The organism is Streptomyces sp. NPDC029956, from assembly GCF_055574655.1.
In genome coordinates, this window is sequence record NZ_JBVHZJ010000013.1 from 124,582 (window position 1) to 148,543 (window position 23,962).

A 23,962-nucleotide genomic window follows, 5' to 3' on the forward strand; every position below is an offset into this window, starting at 1 on the left:
AACGCTGGACGGGCAGGAGGGGGGGCTATCGACCAAACGAGGGCGGCGAATGCGGGAGAATGGGCAGAAACGCCGCGTCCTCCCCCCTAGGGGCCGAGCCCCGGGCCCGGTCCGGCGCGTGGGCCGTTGTCAGTGGGTGCCCCTACCGTTCTCACCATGACGACGACCTATCTGGAGCTGTCGCAGGACGACGGCGGCGCCCACAAGTTCTACGAAGTGACCGTCGACGACCTCGCGGTGTCGGTCCGCTACGGCCGGATCGGGACGGCGGGCCAGACGCAGAGCTCCACGTTCCCCACGGCGGCGAAGGCGCAGGCGGCCGCGGCGAAGAAGATAGGGGAGAAGGTTCGCAAGGGATACGCCCCGGCGGTCCGGGGACAGCGGGCGGCCCGCGCCGTGACGCGTCGCGCGGTGACCTCCGCGCCCTCCACCGCGCGCGCCGTCGCCCCCGTCCTGTGGCGTTTCCGGACCGGGTCGGCCGCCTTCGGCATCCACGTCGACGAGGAGCGCTGCTGGGTCGGCAACCAGGCGGGGGACGTGTTCACGCTCGACCGCTCCGGTGAGGTGCAGGCCCGGTTCAGCCTGCCGGACGGCGTCAAGTGCCTGGTCGCCGACGACTTCTGGATCTACGCCGGCTGTGACGACGGCAAGGTGTACGACCTGTCGTCGAAGCTGCCGTTCGCCGCGTACGACATCGCCACCGACGTCGACATCTTCTGGCTCGACATCCACGAGGGCGTCCTGCACGTCGCCGACCGCTCCGGCCGGCTCACCGTCATCGACCACGAGGACGAGCACCAGTGGGCGCGCGGCGGCCAGGGCGAGCACGCCTGGATGGTCCGCGCCGACGGGGACGCCGTCTACTACGGGGACACGCGGGGCGTCGCCGCCCACGCGCCCGACGGCGGCGGCGAGCTGTGGCACACGGCCACCGAGGGCGGGGTGCTCTTCGGCTGGCAGGAGGACACCGCGGTCTACGCGGGCACGGCCCGCAAGAAGGTCCAGCGGCTCGCGAAGAAGGACGGACGCGTCGAGGCGGTCTACGCCTGCGACAGCCCCGTGTACTCCTGCGCCACCTCGCCCGGCGGCCGGTTCGTCTTCGCCGCCGACTCGGCCTCCTCCGTCTACTGCTTCGCGGAGGACGGCACCCGGCTGTGGAAGCTCGGTACGGGAGGGGGCTCCGCGCTCTCCATGCAGTACCGCGACGAGCGTCTCTATCTGGTGACCACGGACGGTTCGCTGGTGTGCGTGGACGCGAGCGAGGCGGCGATCCAGGCCGCCCAGGGCGGCACGGTGCCGGTCGCGCGGGACATCAAGCTCGCCGCGGCCATGCCGGTGTACGAGCCGGCGACGACCGTCACCGCCGTCACCACCGTCAGCGTCGCCCCGGCCGGTTCGGTGGTCGTGGAGTGTGTGAACGAGTCGGGCAGGACGCGGGTCAGGGTCCTCTCCGAGGGCTACGACTCCGCGTGGAACGTGCAGTTCCCGCGCGCGATCCGGGAGCCCGGCGCGCGCTACGTGGTGGACGCCCTGCACGCGGCCGCGGGCGGCTTCTACCGGGTCCGCGGTGACATCCGGCGGCTGCAGTGACGGCGGGCCACGGGGGCGGCACGTTCGAGGCGGCCACGGGGGACGGCCCGCCGACGCCCCCGGCTGACATCGAGCAGCGGTCGAGGGAGGTCCGGGCCGCCCTCGACGGGCTGCTCCAGATCAGACGGCTGACCCACCGCCGGGACGGCGGGGACGCGACGGCCGTCCCGGCGGACTGGGAGCGTCGGCAGCCCGTCCGTGCGGTGGCCCTCGCCCTGGAGTCGGGCGGCCTCACGCCCTCGGCCGTGGACGCCTCGGGGACACGGATCAGCACGGGCTACCGCGTCCGGCCGGGGGACCGGCCGGGGACGGCCGTGATCGAGTGGCTGGGCCCGGCGGGCTCGGGAGCCGCCCAGGAGGAGGCGGCGACCCTCGGCGCCTGCGTACCCGCCCTGACGCGACTCGGCTGGGAGGCCCTGCTGTACAAGGGGCCGCGGGGCCGTCGCTTCCTCGAGGTGGAGCCGATGGCGGGCTGAGACCCGAAGGAGGCGGCCGGCCCCGGTGGTGGGCTCAGGCGATCGAGGCGGAGACGATCGCCGAGACCGCTATGTTGCAGGAGGCGGTCACCCAGACCGCCGGGTGCGGCTCGGGGTCGACCAGGGTGGCGCCCAGCCTGCCCGGCGTGACCAGGTCCACGACCAGGAACGCCACGGCCATCATGACCAGGCCGAGCAGGCCGAACGCGGCCGTCGACGCGAGGCCCTTGCCGAAGTTCTCGTACGTCGTCCAGATCGAGGTGAAGACGATGCCGCCGATGCCCAGGAGCGCCGAGCTCAGCAGGATCGCGGCGTTGCGGTTGCGGTCCTCCCAGATCTGCCGGCGGAGCTTCCCGGGGGTCAGCAGATCCACGAGGACCATGCCGAGGATCAGCAGGACCACGCCGAGGGCGCCGTAGGCGCCGGCCCGGCCGAGGCCGTTGACGATGTCGCTCATGGTGTGCCGGTCTCCGGGGAATCACGATCACGGGGGATCGGTGGTCAAGGACCGGCAAAATGTAGCGCACGCGTCAACAGCACTCGCCGCCCGCCCGGGAATCGGGCGGACGGCGAACGGTCGGACACGTGGTCGGGCAGGGGGAGCGGACTCCCCGTCAGGCGCCCGGCGGCAGCTTCTCGGCGCGGGAGCGCACCTGGAACGCCGTGACGATCTCGACCGCGCCGACGGCCGGCAGCCGGATGCCGCCCAGGACCATCAGCACCGCGGCCGACTCCAGCGGGGAGACGATGAGCACCGCCCCGACGAGGCCATGGACGGTTCCCGTCCTTCCGCGGGGGAGGCCGTCGGAGCGGGGACGGGTCAGCGCGGCGCGGCGTAGCCGCTGAGGAACAGCGCCTCGGCCAGCGCCATGTGCTCGATCTCGGAGGGGTCCACGCTCTCGTTGGGTGCATGGATGAGACAGCCGGGCTCCTCGACGCCGATCAGGGCGATCTCGGCGGTGGGGAAGTGGGCGGCGAGCACGTTGCAGAGCGGGATCGAACCGCCCTGCCCCGACTGGACCATGTCCTTCCCGTACGCCTCGCGGAGCGCCGCCGCCAGGGCCCGGTAGGCGGGTCCGTCGGTACGCGCCCGGAACGGCTGGCCGCCGCTCTCCGGCTCCACCTCCACCCGGGCGCCCCACGGGGCGGCCGAGGTCAGATGGGCGGCGAGGGCACGCTGGGCGTCGTCGGCGTCGACCCCCGGCGGGATCCGCAGACTGACCCGGGCGCTCACCTTCGCCTGCACGGCGGCCGAAGAACCCACCACCGGCGGGCAGTCGATGCCGAGCACGGTGACGGCGGGCCGCGCCCAGAGCTCGTCGGCGACCGAACCCGTACCGACGAGGGACACCCCGTCGAGGGCGCCGACATCGACGCGGAACTGTTCGGCCGGGTAGTCCACGCCGTCCCAGGCACCGTCGCCGGACAGCCCCTTGATCACGGTGTTGCCGTGCTCGTCACGGAGGCTGTCGAGCATCCGGATCAGGGCGGCCAGTGCGTCGGGCGCGGGGCCGCCGAACATGCCGGAGTGCATCGCCCCCTTGAGGGTGGAGACGGTGACGACGACGTTGGCGAGCCCGCGCAGCGAGGTGGTCGTGGTGGGCAGGCCGCGCGCGAAGTTGCCGGTGTCGCAGATCAACAGGGTGTCGGCGGAGAAGAGGTCGGGCTGCAGCGGGACGAGCTGCTCCAGGCCGCCGGTGCCCTGCTCCTCCGAACCCTCCGCCACGAACTTGATGTGCACGGGGAAGCCCCGGCCGTCCGGACCGCCCAGCGCGCGGAGGGCCGTGAGGTGCATGGCGATGTTGCCCTTGCAGTCGGCCGAACCGCGGCCGTACCAGCGGCCGTCGCGCTCGGTGAGCTCGAAGGGAGGTGTCTCCCACGCCGCGTCGTCCAGCGGAGGCTGTACGTCGTAGTGGCAGTAGAGGAGCACGGTGGGCGCCCCCTCGGGGCCCGGCGCGTGCCCCACGACCGCGTCCGTGCCGTCGGGAGTCGTCACCCGCCGCATGTCCTGGAGTCCCGCCTCGGTGAAGGCCCGTACGAGGAAGTCGGCGGCCTTCGCGCACTCCTCCGGAGGGAACTGACGAGGGTCGGCGACCGACCGCATCGCCACGAGCTCGGTCAGGTCCTCCTTCGCCCGGGGCATCAGGGCCCGGACCTTCTCCCGCAGGGCTGCGGTCCCGGTGGACTCGGCGGTCATGCGTACCCACTTCCCTCGGGCCGTGGCGGGGCGCGGCTCGCGGAGCCCGGGACGGCGACGGCCCTCTCAGCCAAGCACCCGTGAACAACTGCCGCAAAAGGTGACTCGTACGGAGTATTCGCCCGGGGTCCCGGGCGGCGGGGGCCGGGCAGGGCGACGACAGTGGACCGCGTACGAGTCCGCCCCTTCCTCCTCCCGCACCTGGAGAACCACATGGGCCACCCCAACCGACGCGACCTCGGGCTCCTCGTGCTGCGGGTCGGCACCGGAGCCGTACTCGCCGCGCACGGCACCCAGAAGCTCTTCGGCTGGTTCGGCGGCGGAGGCATCGACGGCACCACCAAGGCCATGGAGGCCATGGGCTTCCACCCGGGCCGGGAGAGCGCCATCGCCGCCGGGCTCGGCGAGGCGGGCGGCGGCGCCCTGCTCGCCCTCGGCCTCGCCACCCCGGCCGCCGGGGCCGCCGCCGCCGGAGCCATGACCGGCGCCGTCGCCGTCCATGCCCCAGCCGGCTTCTTCGCCCAGAGCGGCGGCTACGAGTACCCGGCGTTCCTGGGCTTCGTCGCCGCCGCGATCGGGGTCACCGGCGCCGGCCGGTACTCCCTCGACCACGCCACGGACCATGTCCTCGACCGTCCCTGGGTGGTGGCCGCCGCCTTCCTCGGCACCGCGATCGCCGCCGCGGCCGTGGTCAACCGACGGGCCGACGAGCAGGCCGCCGCCGGTGCCGCGGCGGAGGAGGCGGAGCCGGAATCCGTGTGAGGCCGTCCGAGGACGGGGGCCCGCACGCGTCCGCCGCGCGGGAGGGTTAGGCTCGCCGCAGAGGAAGGGACGGTCGCCGCGCATGAAGATCGATCTGACGGACACCAACTCCAGCAAGATCAACAAGGCGATCCTGGAAGGCCGAAGGGCCGTCGGCACACCCGCCGCCGGTGTCGTGCTCACCCTTGTCGTCGTCACCGACGAGGAGAACGCCTACGACGCGGTCAAGGCCGCCAACGACGCCTCCCGGGAACACCCCTCCCGCATCCTGGTGGTCATCAAGCGCCACGCCCGCTCGCCCCACGGACGCCACGAGACCCGGCTCGACGCCGAGGTCAGGCTCGGCACCGACGCCGGCTCGGGCGAGACGGTGCTGCTCCGGCTGCACGGCGAACTCGGCGACCGCGCCGACTCCGTGGTCCTGCCCCTGCTGCTGCCCGACGCACCTGTCGTCGTCTGGTGGCCCGTCGACGCCCCCGAGGTGCCGTCCCGCGACCCGCTGGGCTCGCTCGCCCAGCGCCGCATCACCGACATGTACGCGGTCGAGGACCCCCTCGCCGCGCTGGAGAAGCGGGGCGCCTCGTACGCCCCCGGTGACACCGACCTCGCCTGGACCCGGCTCACCCCATGGCGCTCGATGCTGGCCGCCGCGCTCGACCAGGCCCCGCTGACCGTGACCTCGGCCGCCGTCGAGAGCGAGGCCGAGAACCCGAGCGCCGAACTCCTCGCCCGCTGGTTCGAGGTCCGGCTGGGCGTCCCCGTCGACCGGATCGTCACCGACGGACCCGTCGTCACGGCCGTCCGCATGGGCACCGCGGACGGCGAGATCCGCATCGACCGGCCCGAGGGGCCGGTGGCGCGGCTCTCCATCCCCGGCCAGCCCAGCCGGGTCCTCGCCCTCAAGGTCCGGACGACGGCCGAGCTGATCGCCGAGGAACTGCGCCGCCTGGACCCGGACGACGCCTACGCGGCGGCCCTGCGCGGCCGCGGTGGAGCGGCGAGCCCGACGGCCGACCTGCACACCCACGCCTGACCTGCGGTCCGCGGCCCCCATCCGTTGCGGACCGATCCGGGCCGACGGCCAGGTCCGGCCGCCGGCCCGGATCGGCTCCCGGCCTCAGGGCTTCTCGAAGACCATGACGAAGTCGGCCATCTCCCGTACCCGCGGAACGTCCGGGTCCGGGAGCGCGAGGAGCCGCTCCTGGGCCTCGGTCACCAGGCGGGTGGCGTCACCCGTGACCGGCCAGGCGCCGGTGAAGAGGCCGCCCGACAGGGAGCGGGCCATCGCGCGGGGCGACACCCGGAAGGCCGTGGGGCGTTCGGAGGCCGCACCCCGGTAGACGAGTCCCCGGGACTCGGCGATCGGTGCGAGGGCCCACGGCCCGTCCTGACGGGTCCGGTGCGGATCGAGCCGGTCCTCCAGCTCGCCCACCACGACTCCTACGTCGTCCGTGGGACGGGTGCCCCCGGCCGGGATGACCAGATAGCGGCCTCCCGGGTGCAGCACCCGGGCGACCTCGTCGAAGACCATGCCGTGATCGGGCCCGGTGTGCAGCAGCCAGGTGGACACCGCCTGGCTCACCGACGCGGTCCGTAGCGGAAGACGGCAGGCGTCCGCCACCGCCACCCGCGGACCGAGCCGCTCCAGGGCCCGGGCGAGCATCCCGGTGGACAGGTCGAGCCCGTACACCACGTGCCCGCGCGCGGTCAGTTCGGCCGCCACGATGCCCGTGCCCACGCCGATGTCGAGCACCGGACGGGCGGGGTCGAGCAGCGGCGCGAGCTGCTCGGCGAAGCCGGCGGCCCGGGCCGTGCCGCCGCGCGAGGCGTCGTAGCCGGGGGCGATCGCGTCGAACTCCGCCGTACGGGAGGCCGAAGTCATCCGTCTGTCTCCGTTCGTCTCTCTGCCGTCGGGACGGACGTCAGGCCTCGGGCGTGAAGGCAACGGGCAGGGTCGCCATGCCGCGCAGGATGCCCTCGCGCCGGCTCAGATCCGCGTCCGGGTCGGCGAGCCGCAGGTCGGGGAAGCGGCGCAGCAGCGTGCCGATGGCGATCCTCGCCTCCGCGCGGGCCAGCGGCGCACCCAGGCAGAAGTGCACACCATGGCCGAAAGCAAGCTGTTGCGGCACCTCGCGGCGTGCGATGTCGAGGATGTCGGCACGGTCGTAACGGCCCGGGTCGCGGTTGGCGGCGGCCAGCCCGATGATGATCATCTCGCCCGGCGGGACGGTGACCCCGCCGATCTCGTACGCGTCGGTGGTGAAGCGGGCGACACCACGGCTCACCGGGCCCTCGTAGCGCAGCAGTTCCTCGATCGCCCCGGGCAGCAGCGAGGGGTCGTCGCGGAGCGCGGCGAACTGGTCCGGGTGTCGCAGCAGGGCGTGGACGCCGTTGGCGATCAGGCTCGCCGTCGTCTCGTGTCCGGCGAGCGTGAGCAGGATCGTCATCGCCGTCAGCTCGCGGTCGCTGATCCGCTCCTCGGCCTGCGCGGCGCAGAGCGCGCTCAGCAGATCGTCCTTCGGATCCGCCTTTCGCTCGGCGATCAACGGCAGGAAGAACTCGGTGAGTTCGGCCCGCGCCCGAGCACCCTTGGCGAGCCGCTCCGGGGTGTTGGGCGGCATGATCAGACCGACCGCGAGGCGGGCGAAGTCGGGCTGCCCCTCGGCCGGGATGCCGATCAGCTCACTGAGGACGGCCATGGGCAGCGGCAGCGCGAACTCGGAGACCAGATCAGCGGTTCCGCGGGCCGCGACGGCGTCGAGGAGGGCGTCGGTGTGCGCCTGCACGCGGGGCGCGAGCTGCTCCACCCGGCGGGCCGTGAAAGCCTTCGAGACGAGGTTGCGCAGCCGGGTGTGGTCCTCGCCGTCGGCGACGAGCATGCTGGCCATCAGGACGTTGGTGCGTTCCTGGTGGGCCATCTCCTCCTCAAGTCCGTTCACCCCGACGGGACTACTGCTGAGCCGCGGGTCGGTGAGCGCGGCAACGGCCTCGTCGTAACCGGTGACCATCCAGACTTCAAGAGTGGGATTCAGCCGTACGCGCTGGACGACACCATGCTCGCGGATGCGCTCGAAGAGCGGGTAGGGGTTGGGCTGTTGGGCCACGTTCACCGGGACATCGTGAACGATTGTCTGCTCTTGACCGGTCATCTTCCGTAACTCCCCGATGATTTGTGAAAGATCTCTGGCAAGTAGTCATACCAGCCACCCCAGTTGCGTGGTAGCGTCACCGGCGCTCGGCTCGGATTGATGTTCGGAGAAGGACCGGCGAACGGCCGGTGACAAGATCAGTGAGGCGCTCCACCCACCGGTGACCGGCGCCTCGCACTGCTCGACTCGTTGGCAGCCAAGGCCTCGACCAGGCCCTATGCGCAGGGGGAGACGTTTCGTGGAGCAAGCGGCAGCCGTGGACCCGATTCTGGACCTGGCCCGTCCGTCGATCCTGCGGAACCCGTACCCGTCGTACGCCCGGATGCGTGAGACCTCCCCCGTCCTGTGGCACGAACTGCTCGGCTCCTGGGTGCTGACCCGGCACGCCGACTGCCTCGCCGTGCTCACCGACAGCAATCGATTCGCCTCCGACTGGCGGCGCGCCGGGGAGGAGATCCCCGCCCCGCTGCTCAGCGTGCAGACCCTCGACCCGCCGGAGCACACGGCCATCAGGCACCTGCTGCTCGACGGTTTCCGGGCACAGGACCGGCAGGCGCTCAACGACGGCCTGGAGGGGCAGATCGCCGATCTGCTCGCGGAGTTGGCCCGCCGTCCCTCCTTCGATCTCGTCGGAGACCTCGCCGAGCCGGTGGCACTCCGCTTCGTGACCGCCTTCCTCGGCGTCGAGGCCCCCGGGCTCGACTGGTTCGTGCCCATGTCCCGTACCGTCGTCGACGGCATGGACGCCGGCCTCTGGCCCGAGAAGCACGAGCCGGCCGTCGCGGCCCGCGCCCGGCTCGCGGAGTACGCGGGGGGATGGCTCGCGGACCCGCCCAAGGAAGGCCTCATCGCGTACGTCGCCGAGCACGCGGCGGACAGCGGCGTGGCAGAAACGGTTCTGCGCAACAGTCTGCGCGCCGTCCTCCACGCCGGCTACGAATCCGCCTCGCGGCTCCTCGGCAACGCGGCGGCCGCCCTCCTCACCACCCCCGGCGCGCTCGAGGCGTTCCGGGCGACCCCGTCCACGGCCGTGGACGAACTCATCCGGTACGACGCACCGGTCCAGGCGGACGCCCGGGTCTGCGTCACCGACACCGAACTGGGTGGCGTCACGATGAAGGCGGGTGATCCGGTCACGCTCTTCCTGGGCGCGGCCAACCACGACCCGCTCCGCTTCGCCCACCCCACAGAGCTGCGACTCGACCGCGCCCCGAACCCGCACCTCGGGTTCGGCCGCGGGGCCCATGCCTGTCTGGGCGCGTCCATGGCGATCCGTCTCACCGGATCCGTCCTGGGTGCCCTGGCCAGGGATCATCCGCAGGCACGGGCAGTCGCGGAACCGGAACACCGGCGCAATCTGACCCTCCGCGGTCTCGACCGCTTCGAGGTCACCCTGCGTCCAGACACGGGGGAGGAGGTACGACCATGAAGTACTGGCACTGAAACCAGTGAGCGTGCGGCCCGTCCGGGAGGCGGGTACCCACGCCGTGCACGACAACCGTGCACCTCGCCGGAGCCCGAGCCCGCTGCACGGCTCGGGCTCCGGCCCTTTCGCGCGGCACACGCTCCACGAGGAGCCGGGGCCGCGAGGCGACGAGGCGACGAGGAGCAGAAGGGGCCAGGGCCGAGGACCCGAGCGCGAGGACCCGAGCGCGAGGACCCGAGCGCGAGGACCCGAGCCCGAAGACCCGAGCCCGAAGACCCGAGCCCGAAGACCCGAGCCCGAAGACCCGAGCCCGAAGACCCGAGCGCGAGCGCCCGAGGAGTCAGGCCGAGCGGTGGGTCACCGGCTGACGTCCGGTTCCATGCACACGTCGTCGACGAGCAGGCTCAGCGCGCCGTCGACGGGACACCGCAGGCCGACCGACAGCCGGCGCATGTGGCCGTCCGGGCCGAGCGTGTACGCGGCGGCCACCTGGAACAGGTCGTGGCCGGCGGGACACACGACCACGGCCGTGTCCGTCCCGGGGGCGGGAGCCGTGGGCGGCCGGAGTTCCCGGCCCTCCGGCTCCGCACCGCCGAACCCTTCCTCGTCATGGACCTCGAGCGGCAGACAGCAGCCCTCGCAGAAGCATTCCTGCGACACCACCTCGAACCGGTCCCAGCGGCAGTACGGGCAGATGACGGGCCCCGTCACGATCCGCCGCTCGTCCCCACCGTCCCCGTCCCCGTCCCCGGCCGCGGCCCCGTCCCCGGCCCCGTCGAGCAGGCGCAGAAGGCCGTCGCTCACGGCCGCGTCGTCGCCCACCGGGCCCTCGCTCCACACCTGTGTGCTCTCCATGCCAGTGATCATTCCACTTGCGGAACGGGCCGGTTCGACCGGTACGTTCCCACCGGTCGAGCGTGCCCAGGGCGGGTCGCAGGCATGCCGCAGGCGGGTCGTCGGCCGCACGCCCCGCACGCCCCGCGCCCCCGCGGGCACGTTCACACCCCACACCCCACACCCCACACCCCAGGCCCACGCCCCACCCCGTGCGTCAGTCCGGCAGCTCCCCTCGCAGCTTCCCCGGCAGCCAGCGGAGTTGGGCCGCCTGCTGGAAGGTGCCGCCGCCCTCGTGGTCGTTGAAGTCGTACACCTCGATCGCCTTCTCGTCCCCGGCGTACGCGTTGAAGGCCGCGAACACCGTCGACGGCGGGCACGTCAGGTCCTCCAGCGCCGTCGAGAACAGCGCCGGGGCCGAGGCGCGGGCGGCGAAGTGGACACCGTCGAAGTAGGAGAGGGTGTCCTGGACCCGGTGCACCCGGCCGCGATGCGTCTTGAGGTAGTTGCCTATCTCGCGGTACGGCGCGCGGTCCGTGACCGTCGTCGCACGCGGGAAGTCGCACAGGAACGGTACGTCCGCAGCCACCGCCACCAGGTCCGGCACGAGCCCCGCCACGGCGAGCGTGATCCCGCCACCCTGACTGACGCCGGTCACCGCGGTGCGGCCCGCGTCCACCAGGGGATGCGAGCGGGCGGCCTCCACGGCGCGGACCGCGTCGGTGAAGAGGCGCCGGTAGTAGTAGGTGTACGGATCCTCGACGCCCCGCGTCATGAAGCCGGGGAACGAGGGTGCGCTGCCCACCGGGTCGGGAGTGTCACCGGTGGCCCAGCCGCTGCCCTGGCCGCGGGTGTCCATCACGAAGTGCGCGAACCCGGCGGAGGCCCAGAGCAGGTGGGTGTGCGGAAGGCCGCGCCCACCGCCGTACCCGAGGAACTCCACGACGACGGGCAGCGGTTGGGAGGTGCCGGCGGGTAGGACGAGCCAGCCCTTGACCGGCTGTCCGTCGAACCCGGCGAAGGTGACGTCGAAGGTCTCGACGGTGGTGAGCCCTGTCGGGACCGCGTCGAAGCGTGCGTCCAGGGCGTGCGTGCGGGCCTCTCCGAGGGTCTTCGCCCAGAAGGCGTCGAAGTCCTCGGGCTCCACGGATGTGCTCCGGTAGGTACGGAGTCGGTCGAGGGGCAGGTCGAACTGGGTCATGAACACCGCCTGGTGGGTCGCTTGGTGAGGGAGAGTCACGTTCGAGATCCTGAACGGTTCACCCGGCCTGACCCACCCTATCTGCGCGACCCCGTGAATTCATATACGTGAACTGCACCGGGTCCGGTCGGACACTCCGCGCCGTCGACGTCACGAGAAGGGTTCCGGGCCGGTCGTCGTGACATCCTCTGACGAACCGCCCACAGCGTGTCCAGTTGTGGGCCTTCGTCGTCCTGCGCGGAGGGACACCATGCTCATCAGCCACGTCGTACGTCACCATGTGCTGCACGTGACGCTCCACCGCGACCTGGACGTCACCAACAGGGCCGCCGTCGCCCTCCAGGTCCAGGCTCTGGTCCAGGCGATCCGCCCGACCCGGGTGTCCGTCTCCGTCCCGACCGCCGACCCCACCCCGGCCACCGTCAGCGCCCTCGCCCGGGCCCACCGCATGTGCGCGAGCCTGGACATCCCCCTGACCGTGCGCGGTGCGAGCGCCCGCACCCGCAGACTCCTGGACGTGACGGCCGAGTAGTCCCTCGTGGCCCCGGTCAGAGCCCCCGGCGCCGAGGCGCCGTCGAGGGGCGCCAGGCACGCAGCCGCAGGCTGTTCCCCACCACGAGGACCGAGCTCGCCGACATCGCGGCCGCCGCCACCATCGGGCTGAGCACGCCGAGCATGGCGAGGGGCACGGTCACCACGTTGTAGCCGAAGGCCCAGACGAGGTTGACGCGGATCGTGGACAGGGTGCGCCGCGCGAGGCGTACGGCATCGGGCAGGGCCTCGATCCCCGTGCGTACGAGGGTGACGTCCGCGGCGCCGATGGCGGCGTCGGTGCCGCTGCCGAGGCCGATGCCCAGGTCCGCGGCGGCGAGCGCGGCGGCGTCGTTCACGCCGTCGCCCACGACCGCGACCCGGTGCCCCCGTTCCCGCAGGGCGCGTACCAGGGCGGCCTTCTCCTCGGGAGTGCAGCGGGCGTGGACCTCCTGGATGCCCAGGTCGGTGGCCACGGCCACGGCAGGCGCCTTCGCGTCTCCGGTGGCCAGGACGGGCCGTACGCCGAGGCGGCGGAGGGTGTCCACGGCCCGGTAGGTTCCGGGCCGCAGCACGTCACCGATCTCGACGAGGGCCGCCGGCTCGCCGTCGACGCGCACGAGGACGGGGGTGCGGGCGGTGGCCTCGGCCGCCGTCAGCGCGTCGGCGAGGGCCGCCGGCAGCTCGCCCGTCGGCGCCCCGATGTCGACCATCCTGCCCTCGACGACACCGCGGGCCCCTCTTCCCGGCAGGGCGCGGAAGTCGACGACGTCGGGCAGTTCCGCATCGGCGTGCGCCCGCGCGTAGTCGACGACCGCCCGGCCCAACGGATGTTCGGAACCCTGCTCCACCGCCCCGGCGTACCGCACGACGGCGCGCTCGCCGAGGCCGCCGGCGCCGGGGGCGACGGTGAAGCGGGCGACGGTCGTCCGACCAGAGGTCAGCGTGCCGGTCTTGTCGAGCACGACGGTGTCGACGTGCCGGAGTCCTTCGAGCGCCGCGGGACCGCCGACCAGGATCCCGAGCTGGGCTCCCCGCCCTGTCGCGGCCATGAGGGCCGTCGGCGTGGCCAGGCCCAGCGCGCACGGGCAGGCCACGACCAGGACGGCCACGCAGGCAGTGACCGCCGACTCCGCCTCCCGGCCGGTGCCGAGCCAGAAGCCGAGCGTGCCGGCGGCCAGGGCCAGGACGACGGGGACGAAGGCGCCGGCCACCCGGTCGGCCAGCCGCTGAGCCCGGGCCTTACCGGCCTGCGCCTCCTCCACCAGCCGGGCGACGCGGGCGAGGCGGGTGTCCGCACCGACCGCCGTGGCCCGCACGAGCAACAGCCCGGCGACGTTCACCGAGCCGCCGACCACCTCGGAGCCGGGCTCGACCTCGACCGGCTCGCTCTCCCCGGTCACCAGGGAGAGGTCCACCGCCGAACTGCCCTCGACGACTTCGCCGTCGGTGGCGACCCGCTCGCCCGGCCGTACGAGGAACGTCTGCCCGGCACGCAACCGCTCGAGCGGTACGAGTCGTTCGCCGCCGCCCTCCTCCCGTACCGCCACGTCCTTGACACTCAGCCCGGCGAGCGCGCGAAGGGCCGCCCCCGTACCCCGCCGGGCCCGGGCTTCGAGGAAGCGGCCCGCCCACACGAACAGCGGTACGCCGACGGTCGCTTCGAGATAGACGTGCGCCATGCCGTCCGCGGCTGCCCCGGGGGCCAGGGTGAACGGCATCCGCATGCCGGGCGCTCCCGCCCCGCCGAGGAACAGCGCGTACGCCGACCAGCCGAACGAGGCGACCACGCCCAGTGACACCAGCGTGTCCATGGTCGACGCGGAGTGACGCAGCCCGCGCAACGCCCGTACGTGGAACGGCCACGCTCCCCACGCGGCCACCGGCGCGGCCAGCGCGAAGCACAGCCACTGCCAGTTGCGGAACTGCAGGACGGGCGCCATGGACAGGACCAGCACCGGCAGCGCGAGGAGCGCCGTGATCACCAGCCGCCGCAGCTCCGTCTCCTGTCCGGCGCGGTCCGGGGCGGGCCGCCGGTCGGCCGGAGGCTCGGGAAGCACCGCCGTGTAGCCGGCCTTCTCGACCGTGGCGACCAGTTCCTCGACCGGGAGACCGGAGGGGTGGCACACCCGCGCCCGTCCGGTCGCCAGGTTGACCGTGGCCGTGACCCCCTCCAGGCGGGAGAGCTTCTTCTCGACCCGGTTGACGCACGCGGCGCACGTCATGCCGCCGACCAGGAGATCCGTCGTCATCGTCACCGAGTCCACGGACCGCGACTCCGCCCGGTCCTCCCGGTCCGCCTGGCCTGCCTGGTCCGCGGCCGGTCCGCGGCTCACGAGTGACCTCCGTGGTGCGGGTTCTCGGTGGCGGGCCTGGGGCCCGTCGTCGAAGGCGGGTCCGGAGTGGAGCCGATCGGTGCCACCGCCGACCCCAGCGCGTACGCCCCCGCGAAGACCAGGGCGAGCAGCAGCAGGAAGCCCCCCAGCACGACGGGAGGCGAACCGAACCGCCCCGTGGTTCCCGCGGGGGACGAGGATGCGCGTGCCTTTTCCATCGGTCGCCTCTCCGGAGCGCGTCGTACGGCACCGGAGGGATCGGGCCGTGCTTCCGGAGGAGTCGGACGGTCGGGTGATCCGGTTCCCGCGATCGGGGGACGCGTACCGGGACGGGGGCGGGGCGGGGCGGTCGGCGGAGCGGGGGACGTTCGGCGCCATGCCGTGACCCCGCCCCCGCGCCCCGCCCCGCCGACCGCGCGACGCGAACGGTCAGACGAGCGCGGGCGCCCGCGTGAACCGCCTGCGTACCGGAGCCCCGTCACCCGGGGCAGGCACCGGCGACGGCGCCGGTTCCTCTGCGCCACGCACCAGGGCGACCAGGGAGATCCGAGCCCGTGCGACCCGCGAGCGGACCGTGCCGACGGGACAGCCGATGGCTTCGGCGGCCTCGGCGTACGGCAGGCCCAGGAGCTGGGTGAGGACGAAGGCGTCCCTCCGCTCGGTCGGGATGGCCGCCAGGAGATCGGCGAGCGCGACGCCGTCCTCGAAACCGGGAAGCCCTCGGGGCTGGGTGTGTTCGGCCTCCGCCTGCCAGTCGTCGCGGTCGGACAGGCGCGGCCGCGCGGCCGCGTGCCGCAGGCTGTCGACCACCGTCCGGCGGGCTATCGACAGCAGCCACGTGCGAGCCGAGGAACGCCCCTGGAAGCGGGGCAGTGAGGCGAGCGCACGGAGGAACACCTCCTGGGTGAGGTCGTCGGCCGCCTGGCGGTCGGCACTGAGGTAGGTCACGTAACGCCGGACGTCGCGGTGCAGAGCACGGACGAACAGATCGGCCTTGGCCGGGTCGCCGTCCCGGGCGGCCAGCGCGAGCCGGGTCGTCGCCGCGTCCGTGTCGGCGTCCGGCGCGTATGCCGGGCGGGAGGTGCTCGCCGGGCGCGGAAGGAGGGTTTCGCGGGCAGGAGTCATCGCCACAAGTCCTTACGAGGCAAAGGGAGTCCGGCCAGGCGCGCGGATGAGGTCGGCGCCGTGGCCGGTGACTGGTACGGCCGGCCGCGACCGGGTGGAAGCGGCATGGCCGATGCCCGAGGGACGGACTGAGCCGTCGAGCTCGGGGAGCCGGCTGTCAGAGGACAGCGAGTGCCTGGGGTGGACCTCGGGAGATGAGCGAGTGGGCGAGGAGGAGCCGTCGCGGAGCCCGCTCGTCACCGGCTCGCACCGGACGGAAGCGGGGTCGGTCCCGTACGACGGGGACGAAGGAGGCGAGCAGCGGACGCAGTGGACGGAAGAGCCGCAGGGACGCGGCGAGCAGCAGGCGGAACGCGGCCTGCTCGCCGAACGCCATCCACAGGCCGCTCAGGAGCGCGGCCAGGAGGTGGGCCGACAACATCCCCAAGGACGACGACGGATCCGTCATGTCGTGCCCGGCCGGAGCCGCGGACACCATGCCGGCGGACAGGGTCACGTCCCCGTGCCCCATGGGCGCGTGTGCCATGTGCGCGTGTGCCGCGTGTACGTCGTCCATCGGCATCGGCATCGGCATCGACAGCGGCTTCTGCAACGGCGCGGTCGGCGCCGGCACGGCCGTCGTCTGGGACCACGAGAAGGCCGTGTGGAGCGCGCTCTGCACGACCACACTCGCCGCGGTGACGGCGAGGAGACCGCGCTCACGGCCCGCGAGCACCCAGGTGACCGCCACGGTGGCCGCCAAGGCGGGGAAGAGAGTCCAGGCGGGCACTGCCTGACCCGACATCAGGACGTGGCCGGTGGCCGCGAGCAGCACACAGACGGCCGCGAACATCGCGGCCCGCACTCCTCGCGAACATCGGCCTGGTGTCATGGCGCGCCCATCCTTGCACCCTCCCCGGAGGCTTGAGGGCGGGTACGGCCGTGCTGCGGCCGCCCCCACGACCTGTCGGGACATGAGTACGCGACTGTGACGGGTCCCACAAGTGCGCCTCGGGAACTTCCGGCACGGTCGCCACGACTCCTCGAAGACGACGGCGTTCGGCCTGATCGCTGATCGCTGATCGCTGATCGCTGATCGCTGATCGCTGATCGCCGAACGGGGGAGGGGCACGCGGTGACGAGCGCGGGTACGGCGGCGGAGGCACCCGCCGAGACGGGAGAGGGGACGGTCCGCGGGCTGACCGCGCTCCTGACGACGGCCATGGCCTTCTCGATGATGCAGCTGTTCCTGCTCGGTGCGCTGGGCCCGCGGCTCATCGACGGACTCGGGGTCTCGGAGACCGTGTGGGGTCTGACCACCACGGTGGGCTTCGGAACGGCGGCCGTCCTCTCTCCCGTCGGAGGCAGGCTCGTCGACCGCGTCGGCCCCCGCCGGTCCCTCGTGGCCCTGCTCGCCCTCTCGGCGGTGGCGTTGGGCCTGATCGGCTCCGCGCCCGGCCCCGGTCTGCTGCTCGTGGCCGTCGCGGTCGGCGGGCTGCCCCAGGCGCTCGCCAACCCGGCGACGAACAAGGCGATCCTGGCGTCCGTACCGCCGTCGAGGCGGGGCGCGGTCACCGGCACCAAGCAGTCCGGGGTCCAACTGGGTGCATTCGTGGCAGGGTTGCCGCTCGCCGTGGCCGCGAGCGCGATCGGCTGGCGGGGCGCTGTCTGGACGGCCGCAGGCGCCGCGCTCGTCGCCGCCCTGTGGGCCCGCAACGCGCTGCCGGCCGACGCCTCGCCGCCGCCGAAGGGGGCCCCGGGCGGGTGCGGTCCGGCACCGACCCGCCCCGGTGGTCCCGTGCCCTGGCTGGCCGCCTTCTCGCTCCTCCTCGGCGCGGGCATCGCCTCCGTCAACACCTACCTCGCCCTCTTCGGAGTCCAACGCCTCGGCATGGGGCCGACGGTGGCGGGAGCACTCGTCGCCGTCCTCGGCGTCGCCGGGATCGGCGGCCGGGTCGGCTGGTCCCGGGCCGCCACGCCCGGCCGGGCTCCGTGGCTGCCCGGTCTGCTCGCGGGCGGGGCGGTGGGAGCGGCCGTGCTCCTGACCGCCGCCGTCCACGTCGACCTGCTGGTGTGGGCGGCGGCCGTGGCGGTCGGCGTGTTCGCCGTGTCCGGCAACGCGGTCTCGATGGTCCTGGTGATGCAGCGCTCCGCGCCGGGCCGGGCCGGGCAGGACTCCGCGCTGGTCGCCGCCGGCTTCTTCGCCGGATTCGCGGTGGGTCCGCCCCTGTTCGGGCTTCTCGCGGAGCGCGGGCGGTACGGGGAGGGCTGGGTGCTGGTCGCCGTGGAGTTCGCCCTCGCGGGACTGGTCGGGCTCGCCTGGGCGGTACGGGACCGCCGGACGCGCGCGGACGGTCCGCGGTGACCGTCACGGACTGGGCCGACGAGGCCCTCCGCCTTCTCCTGGGACGGGTGGGGGAGACCGCGGAGCAGGTGGGTGACCGCTTTCCCCTGTACGCCGATCCGGCCGACGGCCGGTGGACGACCACGGGACGCGGATCGTGGACGGGCGGCTTCTGGGCGGGACTGCTGTGGCTCCGGTCCGGCCTCACCGGAAGCGCCGAGGACCGTTCGGCGGCCGCCGCCGTCACCGGCCGGCTCGCCCCCTGGGCCGAGGCGGACACCGCGGCCCGCGGCCTCGTCCTCTGGTACGGGACGGCCCCGGCCATCGAGGACGCGACGGCGCGCGCCCTGCGGGAGCGGGCGGCGAAGGCAGCCCTCGGCGCCTTCGACCCGGAACTGGGCCTCGTCCCGTGGGGATCGGCCCTCGGCGGTGCGCGCCTACGGGCTCGTGCGGACGGTGTCCCCGGTCTCGTACCCCTGCTGGCCTCGGCGGGACCCGAGGGGCAGGCGGCGGCCGCCGGGCACCTCCACCGCCATCTGGACCTGTGCCTGCCCCGCGACGGCGCCGCGCGGCCGTCCCCGGCGTGGCGCCGGGACCCGACGCACGGCTGGCTGGCCGAAGCCGATCCCGCGCCCGGCTGGACCCGTGGTGAGGCGTGGCTCCTCCTGGCCGTCGCCGACGCGCTGCTCCTCGCGGAGGCCCAGCCGCCCCAGGAAGCCCCGCTGCTCGCAGACCCCCCGCTGCTCGCGGACGTCCCACTGCCCGCCGACGTCCCGCTGCCCGCGGACGCCCCGTCCTGGCGCGCGGACCGGCTGACCCGGGCGGCCGAACTCCTCCTCTCCGGCGGTGCGATGCTCGCCGGCCCCCCGGTCCCGCCCGCGGACGTCCGTCAGGCGGACGGCCCGCTCGACACCTCCGCCGCCGCCATCACCGCCGTCGCCCTCCTGAAGCTCGCGCTCGTCCCCGGAGCCGCGTGGTCGTCGGCGTGCGCGTCCCGGGCGGAGGCCGTGCTCCACCGGCTCGCGCACGAGCACCTCACCCCGCCGGGAGGGACCCGTCCGGCGGGGATGCTCCTCGACGGCTGCTACGACGCGCACAGCGGCACCGCCGTCCGCCACGAACTCGTCTGGGGCGACTTCTTCCTGGCCCTCGGGCTGGCGGAGCTCCTCGGCCGGGTGGACCTCAGGCGGGTGTGACGGGGGAGGCCCGACGGCTCCGCAGGACGCGCCGGGCGACGGAGGAGACGTGCTGCTCGTCCGGTCCGTCGAGGATCCGGGCCGTCCGCCCGGTACGGAACAGCGCCGGCAGGGGCGTGTCCGGGCCGAGCCCGGCCGCGCCGAAGACCTGGACGGCCCGGTCGGCGACGTCCTGCAGGGTGCGGGCCGCCGCCGTCTTCGCCAGACCGACCTCCACGTGGGCGTCGCGCCCGTCCGCGACCAGCGCCATCGCCTCGTACACGAGCGGGCGAGCCGTCCGCAGCGCCAGCAGGGCTTCGAAGACGTGCTGCTGGACGAGCTGGCGGTCGGCGAGCGGGCCCCGGGCGCCCCGGCGGGCCGCGGCGCGGTCACAGAGGAGGTCGAAGGCCCGCTGGGCCTGGCCGATCCACCGCAACGCCCGCAGTGTGCGCCCCAGTTGGAGGCGCTCGCCCGCGACCGTCAGAGCCTGTCCGAGGTCGCCGACGACATGATCCTCGGCGACCTCGACGCCGTCGAAGTCGATCTCGTACTGCCCGGTCGCGCCCAGGACCGGCAGCTCGCGCACGACCCGGAACCCGGGTGAACCGGTCGGCACGAGAAGCAGGGAGAGCCCGGTGCGGTCGCCTGCCGTTCCGCTCGTCCGGGCGAGCACGGTCACCAGGTCCGCGTGCCCTGCGTGCGACACGAACCACTTCCGGCCGGTCACACGCCGGCCGCCGCCCGGCAGTGGCTCCGCCCGGGTCGCCGTCAGCGCCGGTTCCGTACCGGGGGTGTCCGGCTCGGTCATCGCGTAACAGGTGCGGAGGTCGCCGGAGACCAGACCGGGGAGGTACTCCGAGCGCACCCGGGCCGAGCCGTGCCGGGCCAGCATGGTCACGTCGAGGAGCGAGGCCGACCCGAGCGCCGCCGGCCCGTGGTCGCTGGCGCCCTCCGCCTCGGCGACCGACGCGTACCCGCCCAAGGACAGTCCGCCGCCGCCCAGTTCGGCGGGAAGGGGAAGCGCCCACAGGCCGGCCTGCCGGGCCTCCTCGCGCAGCCGCTCACGCAGGTCCCCGGCGGGCGGCCCGCCGGCATCGAGCATCTGCTCCACGGGGAACACGCGGTCACGGACGAACGCGGAGACCCGCTTCCGCAGCAGATCGACATCCGGTACGTCATGATCCGTCACTGTTTCCTCCGTCTCGGGAACTCGGCAGAACGCGTGTCCGACTGCCTGCCCGTGGAAGTGGTCGGGCCCACGGGCCGCCCAGTTCCCGCCAGTTCCCGTGACCGTGACAGTCCCCGTGCGGCGGCCGGCGCCGCCGCGCCAGGAGAGGAGAGGCATGGCGTCATCAGTGACCGCGCGCACCGCGGTCCGTCGTCCGCTCGACACAGCCCGTCCGCTCGACGCACTGCGGTGCGACATCGGCGGCCCCGAGCCCCTGACCCGCGTCGTCTCCGACCACCTGCGACGACTCGGGGCGACGGTACGGGACGGTGGCCCGGGTGATGTCACCCTGGGCGGTGCCGAGTTCGCCCCTGTCACGGCCCGTACCGCCTGGGGGCCCGTCGGCTCCGGGATCGAGGACGAGGCCACCGCCCAGGCCGTCACCGGTGTCATGGCCGTCCACGGCCGACGCCACGGGGCCCCGCGCGGCCTCGCCGTCGACCCTCTCGCCACCGCCACCGGTGTGCTCACCGTCCAGGGCCTCCTCGCGGACCTCATCGGGCAGGCCCGGGGCGGCCCGCCGGCGCGCCCGCGGACGACGACCGCCGACCGGGCCGGGCTGCTCACCGTCTCCCAGTACCTCGCGGCAGCGGGTGCCGACGAACCGGAGGCCGTCCAACCCGCCCCGGGCGGACCGCCGTTCACCTCCGCCGACGGCGTCCTGTTCGAACTGGAGACGCTCGATCCGGAAGCCTGGGCGGCGTTCTGGCGCGCCCTGGAGACCCCCGCCGACGCGATACGGGCGGGCTGGCGACCCTTCCAGTTCCGGTACGCCACCGCCTGCGCGCCGTTTCCCGTCGTCCTCCACGAGGTGACCCGTCGGCACCCGTGGGAACGGATCCGGCAGGCCGCCGAGCGGTCCGGAGCCGAGGTGTGCCGGCTGTGGACGCTCGCCGAGCGCGCCGGCGAGGACGACGGCGCCGATCCGTGGACCCTGCGCACGCTCGGCCCGGACCGCCCGCGGACCGCCACGGCCCCCACGGGTCCCCCGGCTTCCACGGCCGGTGACACGGCCGTCACAGCCGTCACGGCGGACCGGCCGCTGGCCGGACTGACCGTCCTGGAGGCGGGCCGCCGGATCCAGGCCCCGCTCGCCGCGCACCTGTTGGGCCTGCTCGGCGCCCGCGTGATCCGGATCGAGCCCCCGGGCGGCGACCCGCTGAGAGGCATGCCGCCGGCCTGCGGCGGGATCTCCGCCCGCTGGCTCGCGCTCAACCGGGGCAAAGAGGCGGTGGAGATCGACATCAAGGCACCGGGGGACCGGACGCGACTGCGTGAACTCGTCGCCGAAGCCGACGTGTTCCTGCACAACTGGGCACCGGGCAAGGCGGCGGAGCTGGAACTCGACGCCGAGCACCTCGCCACCGTGAACCCCTCCCTCGTCCACACGTACACGGGCGGCTGGGCCGACCGGATCGACGACGCCCCCATGGGCACCGACTTCATGGTGCAGGCCAGGACCGGCGTGGGGGAGGCCGCCCACCCGGCCGGCGAACCGCCCGTGCCCTCCCTCATGACCCTCCTCGACGTCCTGGGCGGCCTCCACGGCACCGAGGCCGTCCTCGCGGGCCTGCTCCTGCGCGAGCGCACGGGGCACGGCGTACGGGTCGAATCCTCGCTGCTCGGCGCGGCCGACACCCTCCTCGCCCCCGCCCTGCGACGAGCCGCGACGGGCGCCGACCCCCGTCGCCCCGCCGGGTTCCGGCACCCGCTCCGGACCTCCGACGGCTGGATCGCGCCGAGCGACACCAGCGCGCCCGCGGCCGCGGCGCACGACGTCACGGGGATGTGCACCGAGGACGCCCTGGACCGACTGCGCGGCCACGGCCTGACCGCCACCGCCGTCACCACCGACCTGTCCGCCCTGCACCACGACCCGCGCCTGTCCGGCCCGATCGGCCGGGACGCGCACGGTGCCCCCGCCGTTCCCGACCCCTGGAGCCTCGCGTGACCGTCACCCTGAACGACCTGCTCCCCGCCGACCTCCGCCGTTCCTGGGTGGTGGACGGCACCTGCCCCGACCTCGACGTCTACAGCCTCTACCGGGCCAGACAGATCGCCGGTCTGCACCGCACCGCCGTGATCGACGCCAAGGGCACGCTCTGTTACACGGCCCTCGACCGCAAGTCCCGATGCCTGGCCGAGGGCCTCCGGGGGCTCGGCATCGGCGCCGGAGACGTCGTGGGCGTCCAGCTGCCCAACCACCGCGACGCCGTCGTCGCGGACCTGGCGCTCGCCGCTCTGGGCGCGATCGCCCTCCCCTTCCCGGTCGGACGCGGCGCGAGGGAGGCCGAGTGCCTGCTGCGCCGCGCGGAGGCCGTCGCGGTCATCGCCGCCGTGGAACACCGGGGACAGACCCACGCCGCCGACCTCCGGAGCCTCGCTCCGGCACTGCCGGCCCTGCGGCACGTCATCGCCGCCGGCCGCGGCCCCGCGCCCGACGGAACGATTCCGCTGTCCCGGCTGCTGCGTACCGACGCCTCCGGTTTCGTCCCGGCCCGCCCCGACCCCGACAGCGCCGCCCGCATCCTCGTCTCGTCCGGCTCCGAAGCCGAGCCGAAGATGGTGGCGTACTCCCACAACGCCCTGGCCGGAGGGCGCGGCAACTTCCTCGCCTCCCTCATGCCCGACGACACCCCGCCCCGCTGCCTCTTCCTGGTCCCCCTGGCCTCGGCCTTCGGCTCCAACGGCACGGCCGTCACCCTCGCCCGCCACGGCGGCACGCTCGTCCTGCTCGACCACTTCACGCCCGAGGCCGCCCTCGCCGCCGTACGGGAGCACCGGCCCACCCACATCCTCGGCGTGCCCACCATGATCCGCATGATGCTGGAGGCCTTGGAGCGGACGGACGAACCCCTGCCCGCCCCGACCGCGCTCGTCCTCGGCGGCGCGCCCCTCGACGAGGCGACCGCCGAGGCGGCGGCCGCCGCCTTCGGCTGCCCCGTCGTCAACCTGTACGGATCGGCCGACGGCGTCAACTGCCACACCGGGCTCCAGCACACCGTGCCGCCCACCGACCGTTCCGGAGTCGTCGTCGGCCGTCCCGATCCCCGGGTCGCCGAGATCCGCATCACCGATCCCGACACCCACGAGCCGCTGCCCGACGGGCGGATCGGCGAGATCGTCTCCCGCGGCCCCATGACCCCGCTCTGCTACGTGGGTTCACCCGAGCTCGACGCCCGCTACCGCACGCCCGACGGCTGGGTCAGGACCGGCGATCTCGGGTTCCTCGACCCCGAGGGCGTCCTCCACGTCGCCGGCCGCCTCAAGGACGTGGTGATACGCGGCGGCGCCAACATCAGCCCCGCCGAGGTCGAACGCGAACTCGTCTCCCACCCGCGGGTCCGGGACGCGGTCTGCGTGGGCGTGCCCGACCCGCTCATGGGCGAGCGGCTCGCGGCCTGTCTGGTCGCCAAGGGCCCGACAGCTCCGTCACTCGCCGAGCTGGGGGCGTACCTGGCCGAGCAGGGACTCGACCGGCACAAGCACCCCGAGCACCTCCTCGTCCTGCCCGAACTGCCGCTCACCGCCGCCGGAAAGCCCGACCGCGCCGCGCTGCGGACCCGGATCGCGCAGGACCGGGAGTCCCTGCTCGTCCAGGCGTGACGA

The 23,962-nt window shown here is 74.0% G+C and carries 22 protein-coding genes; 10 read left to right on the plus strand and 12 right to left on the minus strand.

Annotation, left to right across the window (positions count from 1 at the left end; translation table 11 throughout):
- Nucleotides 1–156: 156 nt before the first annotated feature.
- On the plus strand, nt 157–1,590 hold the full coding sequence (locus ACZ4XX_RS13385; protein WP_468508058.1) for a WGR domain-containing protein: 1,434 nt from the start codon (nt 157–159) through the stop codon (nt 1,588–1,590).
- Complete coding sequence (locus ACZ4XX_RS13390; RefSeq protein ID WP_468508059.1) at nt 1,587–2,066, plus strand: hypothetical protein; 480 nt, start codon at nt 1,587–1,589, stop codon at nt 2,064–2,066. Before ACZ4XX_RS13385 ends, ACZ4XX_RS13390 begins: the two co-directional genes overlap by 4 nt.
- 34 nt (nt 2,067–2,100) lie before the next feature.
- On the opposite strand, the gene ACZ4XX_RS13395 is transcribed toward ACZ4XX_RS13390, so the two are convergent.
- The 3 genes from ACZ4XX_RS13395 to ACZ4XX_RS13405 form a co-directional block, all read right to left on the minus strand.
- A complete protein-coding gene (locus tag ACZ4XX_RS13395; RefSeq protein WP_468508060.1) occupies nt 2,101–2,523 on the minus strand; it encodes a DUF350 domain-containing protein in 423 nt (140 codons plus the stop codon).
- Nucleotides 2,524–2,680: 157 nt separating this feature from the next.
- A complete protein-coding gene (locus tag ACZ4XX_RS13400) occupies nt 2,681–2,821 on the minus strand; it encodes a hypothetical protein (protein WP_468508061.1) in 141 nt (46 codons plus the stop codon).
- Between the two features lie 65 nt (nt 2,822–2,886).
- The gene (locus ACZ4XX_RS13405; protein ID WP_468508062.1) at nt 2,887–4,263 is read right to left on the minus strand and encodes a M20/M25/M40 family metallo-hydrolase; all 1,377 of its coding nucleotides are present in this window, start codon (nt 4,261–4,263) and stop codon (nt 2,887–2,889) included.
- A gap of 213 nt (nt 4,264–4,476) precedes the next feature.
- Between ACZ4XX_RS13405 and ACZ4XX_RS13410 the strand changes: the two genes are divergently transcribed.
- Both ACZ4XX_RS13410 and opcA read left to right on the plus strand, forming a co-directional pair.
- Complete coding sequence (locus tag ACZ4XX_RS13410; protein WP_468508115.1) at nt 4,477–5,025, plus strand: DoxX family protein; 549 nt, start codon at nt 4,477–4,479, stop codon at nt 5,023–5,025.
- Nucleotides 5,026–5,107: 82 nt separating this feature from the next.
- Nucleotides 5,108–6,058, plus strand: coding sequence for a glucose-6-phosphate dehydrogenase assembly protein OpcA (gene opcA, locus ACZ4XX_RS13415; RefSeq protein WP_468508063.1), 951 nt, complete (start codon nt 5,108–5,110; stop codon nt 6,056–6,058).
- An 84-nt stretch (nt 6,059–6,142) separates the two neighbouring features.
- Here the strand turns inward: opcA and ACZ4XX_RS13420 are convergent, their stop codons facing one another.
- A complete protein-coding gene (locus ACZ4XX_RS13420; protein ID WP_468508064.1) occupies nt 6,143–6,907 on the minus strand; it encodes a class I SAM-dependent methyltransferase in 765 nt (254 codons plus the stop codon).
- Nucleotides 6,908–6,947: 40 nt separating this feature from the next.
- Complete coding sequence (locus tag ACZ4XX_RS13425; RefSeq protein ID WP_468508065.1) at nt 6,948–8,135, minus strand: cytochrome P450 family protein; 1,188 nt, start codon at nt 8,133–8,135, stop codon at nt 6,948–6,950.
- Between the two features lie 277 nt (nt 8,136–8,412).
- Here ACZ4XX_RS13425 and ACZ4XX_RS13430 point away from each other — a divergent pair, with 277 nt between their 5' ends.
- Nucleotides 8,413–9,603, plus strand: coding sequence for a cytochrome P450 (locus tag ACZ4XX_RS13430; RefSeq protein ID WP_468508066.1), 1,191 nt, complete (start codon nt 8,413–8,415; stop codon nt 9,601–9,603).
- 354 nt (nt 9,604–9,957) lie between these two features.
- On the opposite strand, the gene ACZ4XX_RS13435 is transcribed toward ACZ4XX_RS13430, so the two are convergent.
- Both ACZ4XX_RS13435 and ACZ4XX_RS13440 read right to left on the minus strand, forming a co-directional pair.
- Nucleotides 9,958–10,455, minus strand: coding sequence for a hypothetical protein (locus ACZ4XX_RS13435; protein ID WP_468508067.1), 498 nt, complete (start codon nt 10,453–10,455; stop codon nt 9,958–9,960).
- A 196-nt stretch (nt 10,456–10,651) separates the two neighbouring features.
- Nucleotides 10,652–11,635, minus strand: a complete 984-nt coding sequence (locus tag ACZ4XX_RS13440; RefSeq protein WP_468508068.1) for an acetylxylan esterase — start codon at nt 11,633–11,635, stop codon at nt 10,652–10,654.
- Nucleotides 11,636–11,885: 250 nt separating this feature from the next.
- On the opposite strand from ACZ4XX_RS13440, the gene ACZ4XX_RS13445 reads away from it, so the two are divergent.
- On the plus strand, nt 11,886–12,167 hold the full coding sequence (locus tag ACZ4XX_RS13445) for a hypothetical protein (RefSeq protein ID WP_468508069.1): 282 nt from the start codon (nt 11,886–11,888) through the stop codon (nt 12,165–12,167).
- A 16-nt stretch (nt 12,168–12,183) separates the two neighbouring features.
- On the opposite strand, the gene ACZ4XX_RS13450 is transcribed toward ACZ4XX_RS13445, so the two are convergent.
- From ACZ4XX_RS13450 to ACZ4XX_RS13465, 4 genes are all read right to left on the minus strand, one after another.
- Nucleotides 12,184–14,418, minus strand: coding sequence for a heavy metal translocating P-type ATPase (locus ACZ4XX_RS13450; RefSeq protein ID WP_468508116.1), 2,235 nt, complete (start codon nt 14,416–14,418; stop codon nt 12,184–12,186).
- A gap of 80 nt (nt 14,419–14,498) precedes the next feature.
- On the minus strand, nt 14,499–14,654 hold the full coding sequence (locus ACZ4XX_RS13455; RefSeq protein ID WP_468508070.1) for a hypothetical protein: 156 nt from the start codon (nt 14,652–14,654) through the stop codon (nt 14,499–14,501).
- A 277-nt stretch (nt 14,655–14,931) separates the two neighbouring features.
- Nucleotides 14,932–15,627: a sigma-70 family RNA polymerase sigma factor gene (locus ACZ4XX_RS13460; RefSeq protein WP_468508071.1), complete on the minus strand. Its 696-nt coding sequence runs from the start codon at nt 15,625–15,627 to the stop codon at nt 14,932–14,934.
- A 157-nt stretch (nt 15,628–15,784) separates the two neighbouring features.
- A complete protein-coding gene (locus ACZ4XX_RS13465) occupies nt 15,785–16,498 on the minus strand; it encodes a hypothetical protein (RefSeq protein ID WP_468508072.1) in 714 nt (237 codons plus the stop codon).
- A 243-nt stretch (nt 16,499–16,741) separates the two neighbouring features.
- On the opposite strand from ACZ4XX_RS13465, the gene ACZ4XX_RS13470 reads away from it, so the two are divergent.
- Together ACZ4XX_RS13470 and ACZ4XX_RS13475 are read left to right on the plus strand one after the other, a co-directional pair.
- A complete protein-coding gene (locus tag ACZ4XX_RS13470) occupies nt 16,742–17,971 on the plus strand; it encodes an MFS transporter (protein WP_468508073.1) in 1,230 nt (409 codons plus the stop codon).
- Entirely contained in the window at nt 17,968–19,146 is a 1,179-nt protein-coding gene (locus ACZ4XX_RS13475; protein ID WP_468508074.1) for a sugar ABC transporter permease, read from the plus strand. The genes ACZ4XX_RS13470 and ACZ4XX_RS13475 overlap by 4 nt, the downstream gene beginning before the upstream one ends.
- Here ACZ4XX_RS13475 and ACZ4XX_RS13480 read toward each other — a convergent pair.
- Nucleotides 19,133–20,314 carry an acyl-CoA dehydrogenase family protein gene (locus ACZ4XX_RS13480; protein WP_468508075.1) on the minus strand — a complete coding sequence of 394 codons (1,182 nt, stop codon included), beginning with the start codon at nt 20,312–20,314 and terminating at the stop codon, nt 19,133–19,135. The two genes, ACZ4XX_RS13475 and ACZ4XX_RS13480, sit on opposite strands and share 14 nt — an antisense overlap.
- 154 nt (nt 20,315–20,468) lie before the next feature.
- On the opposite strand from ACZ4XX_RS13480, the gene ACZ4XX_RS13485 reads away from it, so the two are divergent.
- Complete coding sequence (locus tag ACZ4XX_RS13485; protein WP_468508076.1) at nt 20,469–22,304, plus strand: CoA transferase; 1,836 nt, start codon at nt 20,469–20,471, stop codon at nt 22,302–22,304.
- Nucleotides 22,301–23,959, plus strand: a complete 1,659-nt coding sequence (locus ACZ4XX_RS13490) for a class I adenylate-forming enzyme family protein (RefSeq protein WP_468508077.1) — start codon at nt 22,301–22,303, stop codon at nt 23,957–23,959. The genes ACZ4XX_RS13485 and ACZ4XX_RS13490 overlap by 4 nt, the downstream gene beginning before the upstream one ends.
- Nucleotides 23,960–23,962 lie beyond the last annotated feature (3 nt).

Excerpts from the sequence above, each read along its gene's own strand:
- ACZ4XX_RS13460 (WP_468508071.1), bottom strand. The coding sequence starts at position 15,627 with ATGACTCCTGCCCGCGAAACCCTCCTTCCGCGCCCGGCGAGCACCTCC.
- ACZ4XX_RS13435 (WP_468508067.1), bottom strand. The coding sequence starts at position 10,455 with ATGGAGAGCACACAGGTGTGGAGCGAGGGCCCGGTGGGCGACGACGCG.
- ACZ4XX_RS13450 (WP_468508116.1), bottom strand. The coding sequence starts at position 14,418 with ATGACGACGGATCTCCTGGTCGGCGGCATGACGTGCGCCGCGTGCGTC.
- ACZ4XX_RS13440 (WP_468508068.1), bottom strand. The coding sequence starts at position 11,635 with ATGACCCAGTTCGACCTGCCCCTCGACCGACTCCGTACCTACCGGAGC.
- opcA (WP_468508063.1), top strand. The coding sequence starts at position 5,108 with ATGAAGATCGATCTGACGGACACCAACTCCAGCAAGATCAACAAGGCG.
- ACZ4XX_RS13420 (WP_468508064.1), bottom strand. The coding sequence starts at position 6,907 with ATGACTTCGGCCTCCCGTACGGCGGAGTTCGACGCGATCGCCCCCGGC.
- ACZ4XX_RS13465 (WP_468508072.1), bottom strand. The coding sequence starts at position 16,498 with ATGACACCAGGCCGATGTTCGCGAGGAGTGCGGGCCGCGATGTTCGCG.
- ACZ4XX_RS13385 (WP_468508058.1), top strand. The coding sequence starts at position 157 with ATGACGACGACCTATCTGGAGCTGTCGCAGGACGACGGCGGCGCCCAC.
- ACZ4XX_RS13395 (WP_468508060.1), bottom strand. The coding sequence starts at position 2,523 with ATGAGCGACATCGTCAACGGCCTCGGCCGGGCCGGCGCCTACGGCGCC.
- ACZ4XX_RS13445 (WP_468508069.1), top strand. The coding sequence starts at position 11,886 with ATGCTCATCAGCCACGTCGTACGTCACCATGTGCTGCACGTGACGCTC.
- ACZ4XX_RS13485 (WP_468508076.1), top strand. The coding sequence starts at position 20,469 with ATGGCGTCATCAGTGACCGCGCGCACCGCGGTCCGTCGTCCGCTCGAC.
- ACZ4XX_RS13405 (WP_468508062.1), bottom strand. The coding sequence starts at position 4,263 with ATGACCGCCGAGTCCACCGGGACCGCAGCCCTGCGGGAGAAGGTCCGG.
- ACZ4XX_RS13410 (WP_468508115.1), top strand. The coding sequence starts at position 4,477 with ATGGGCCACCCCAACCGACGCGACCTCGGGCTCCTCGTGCTGCGGGTC.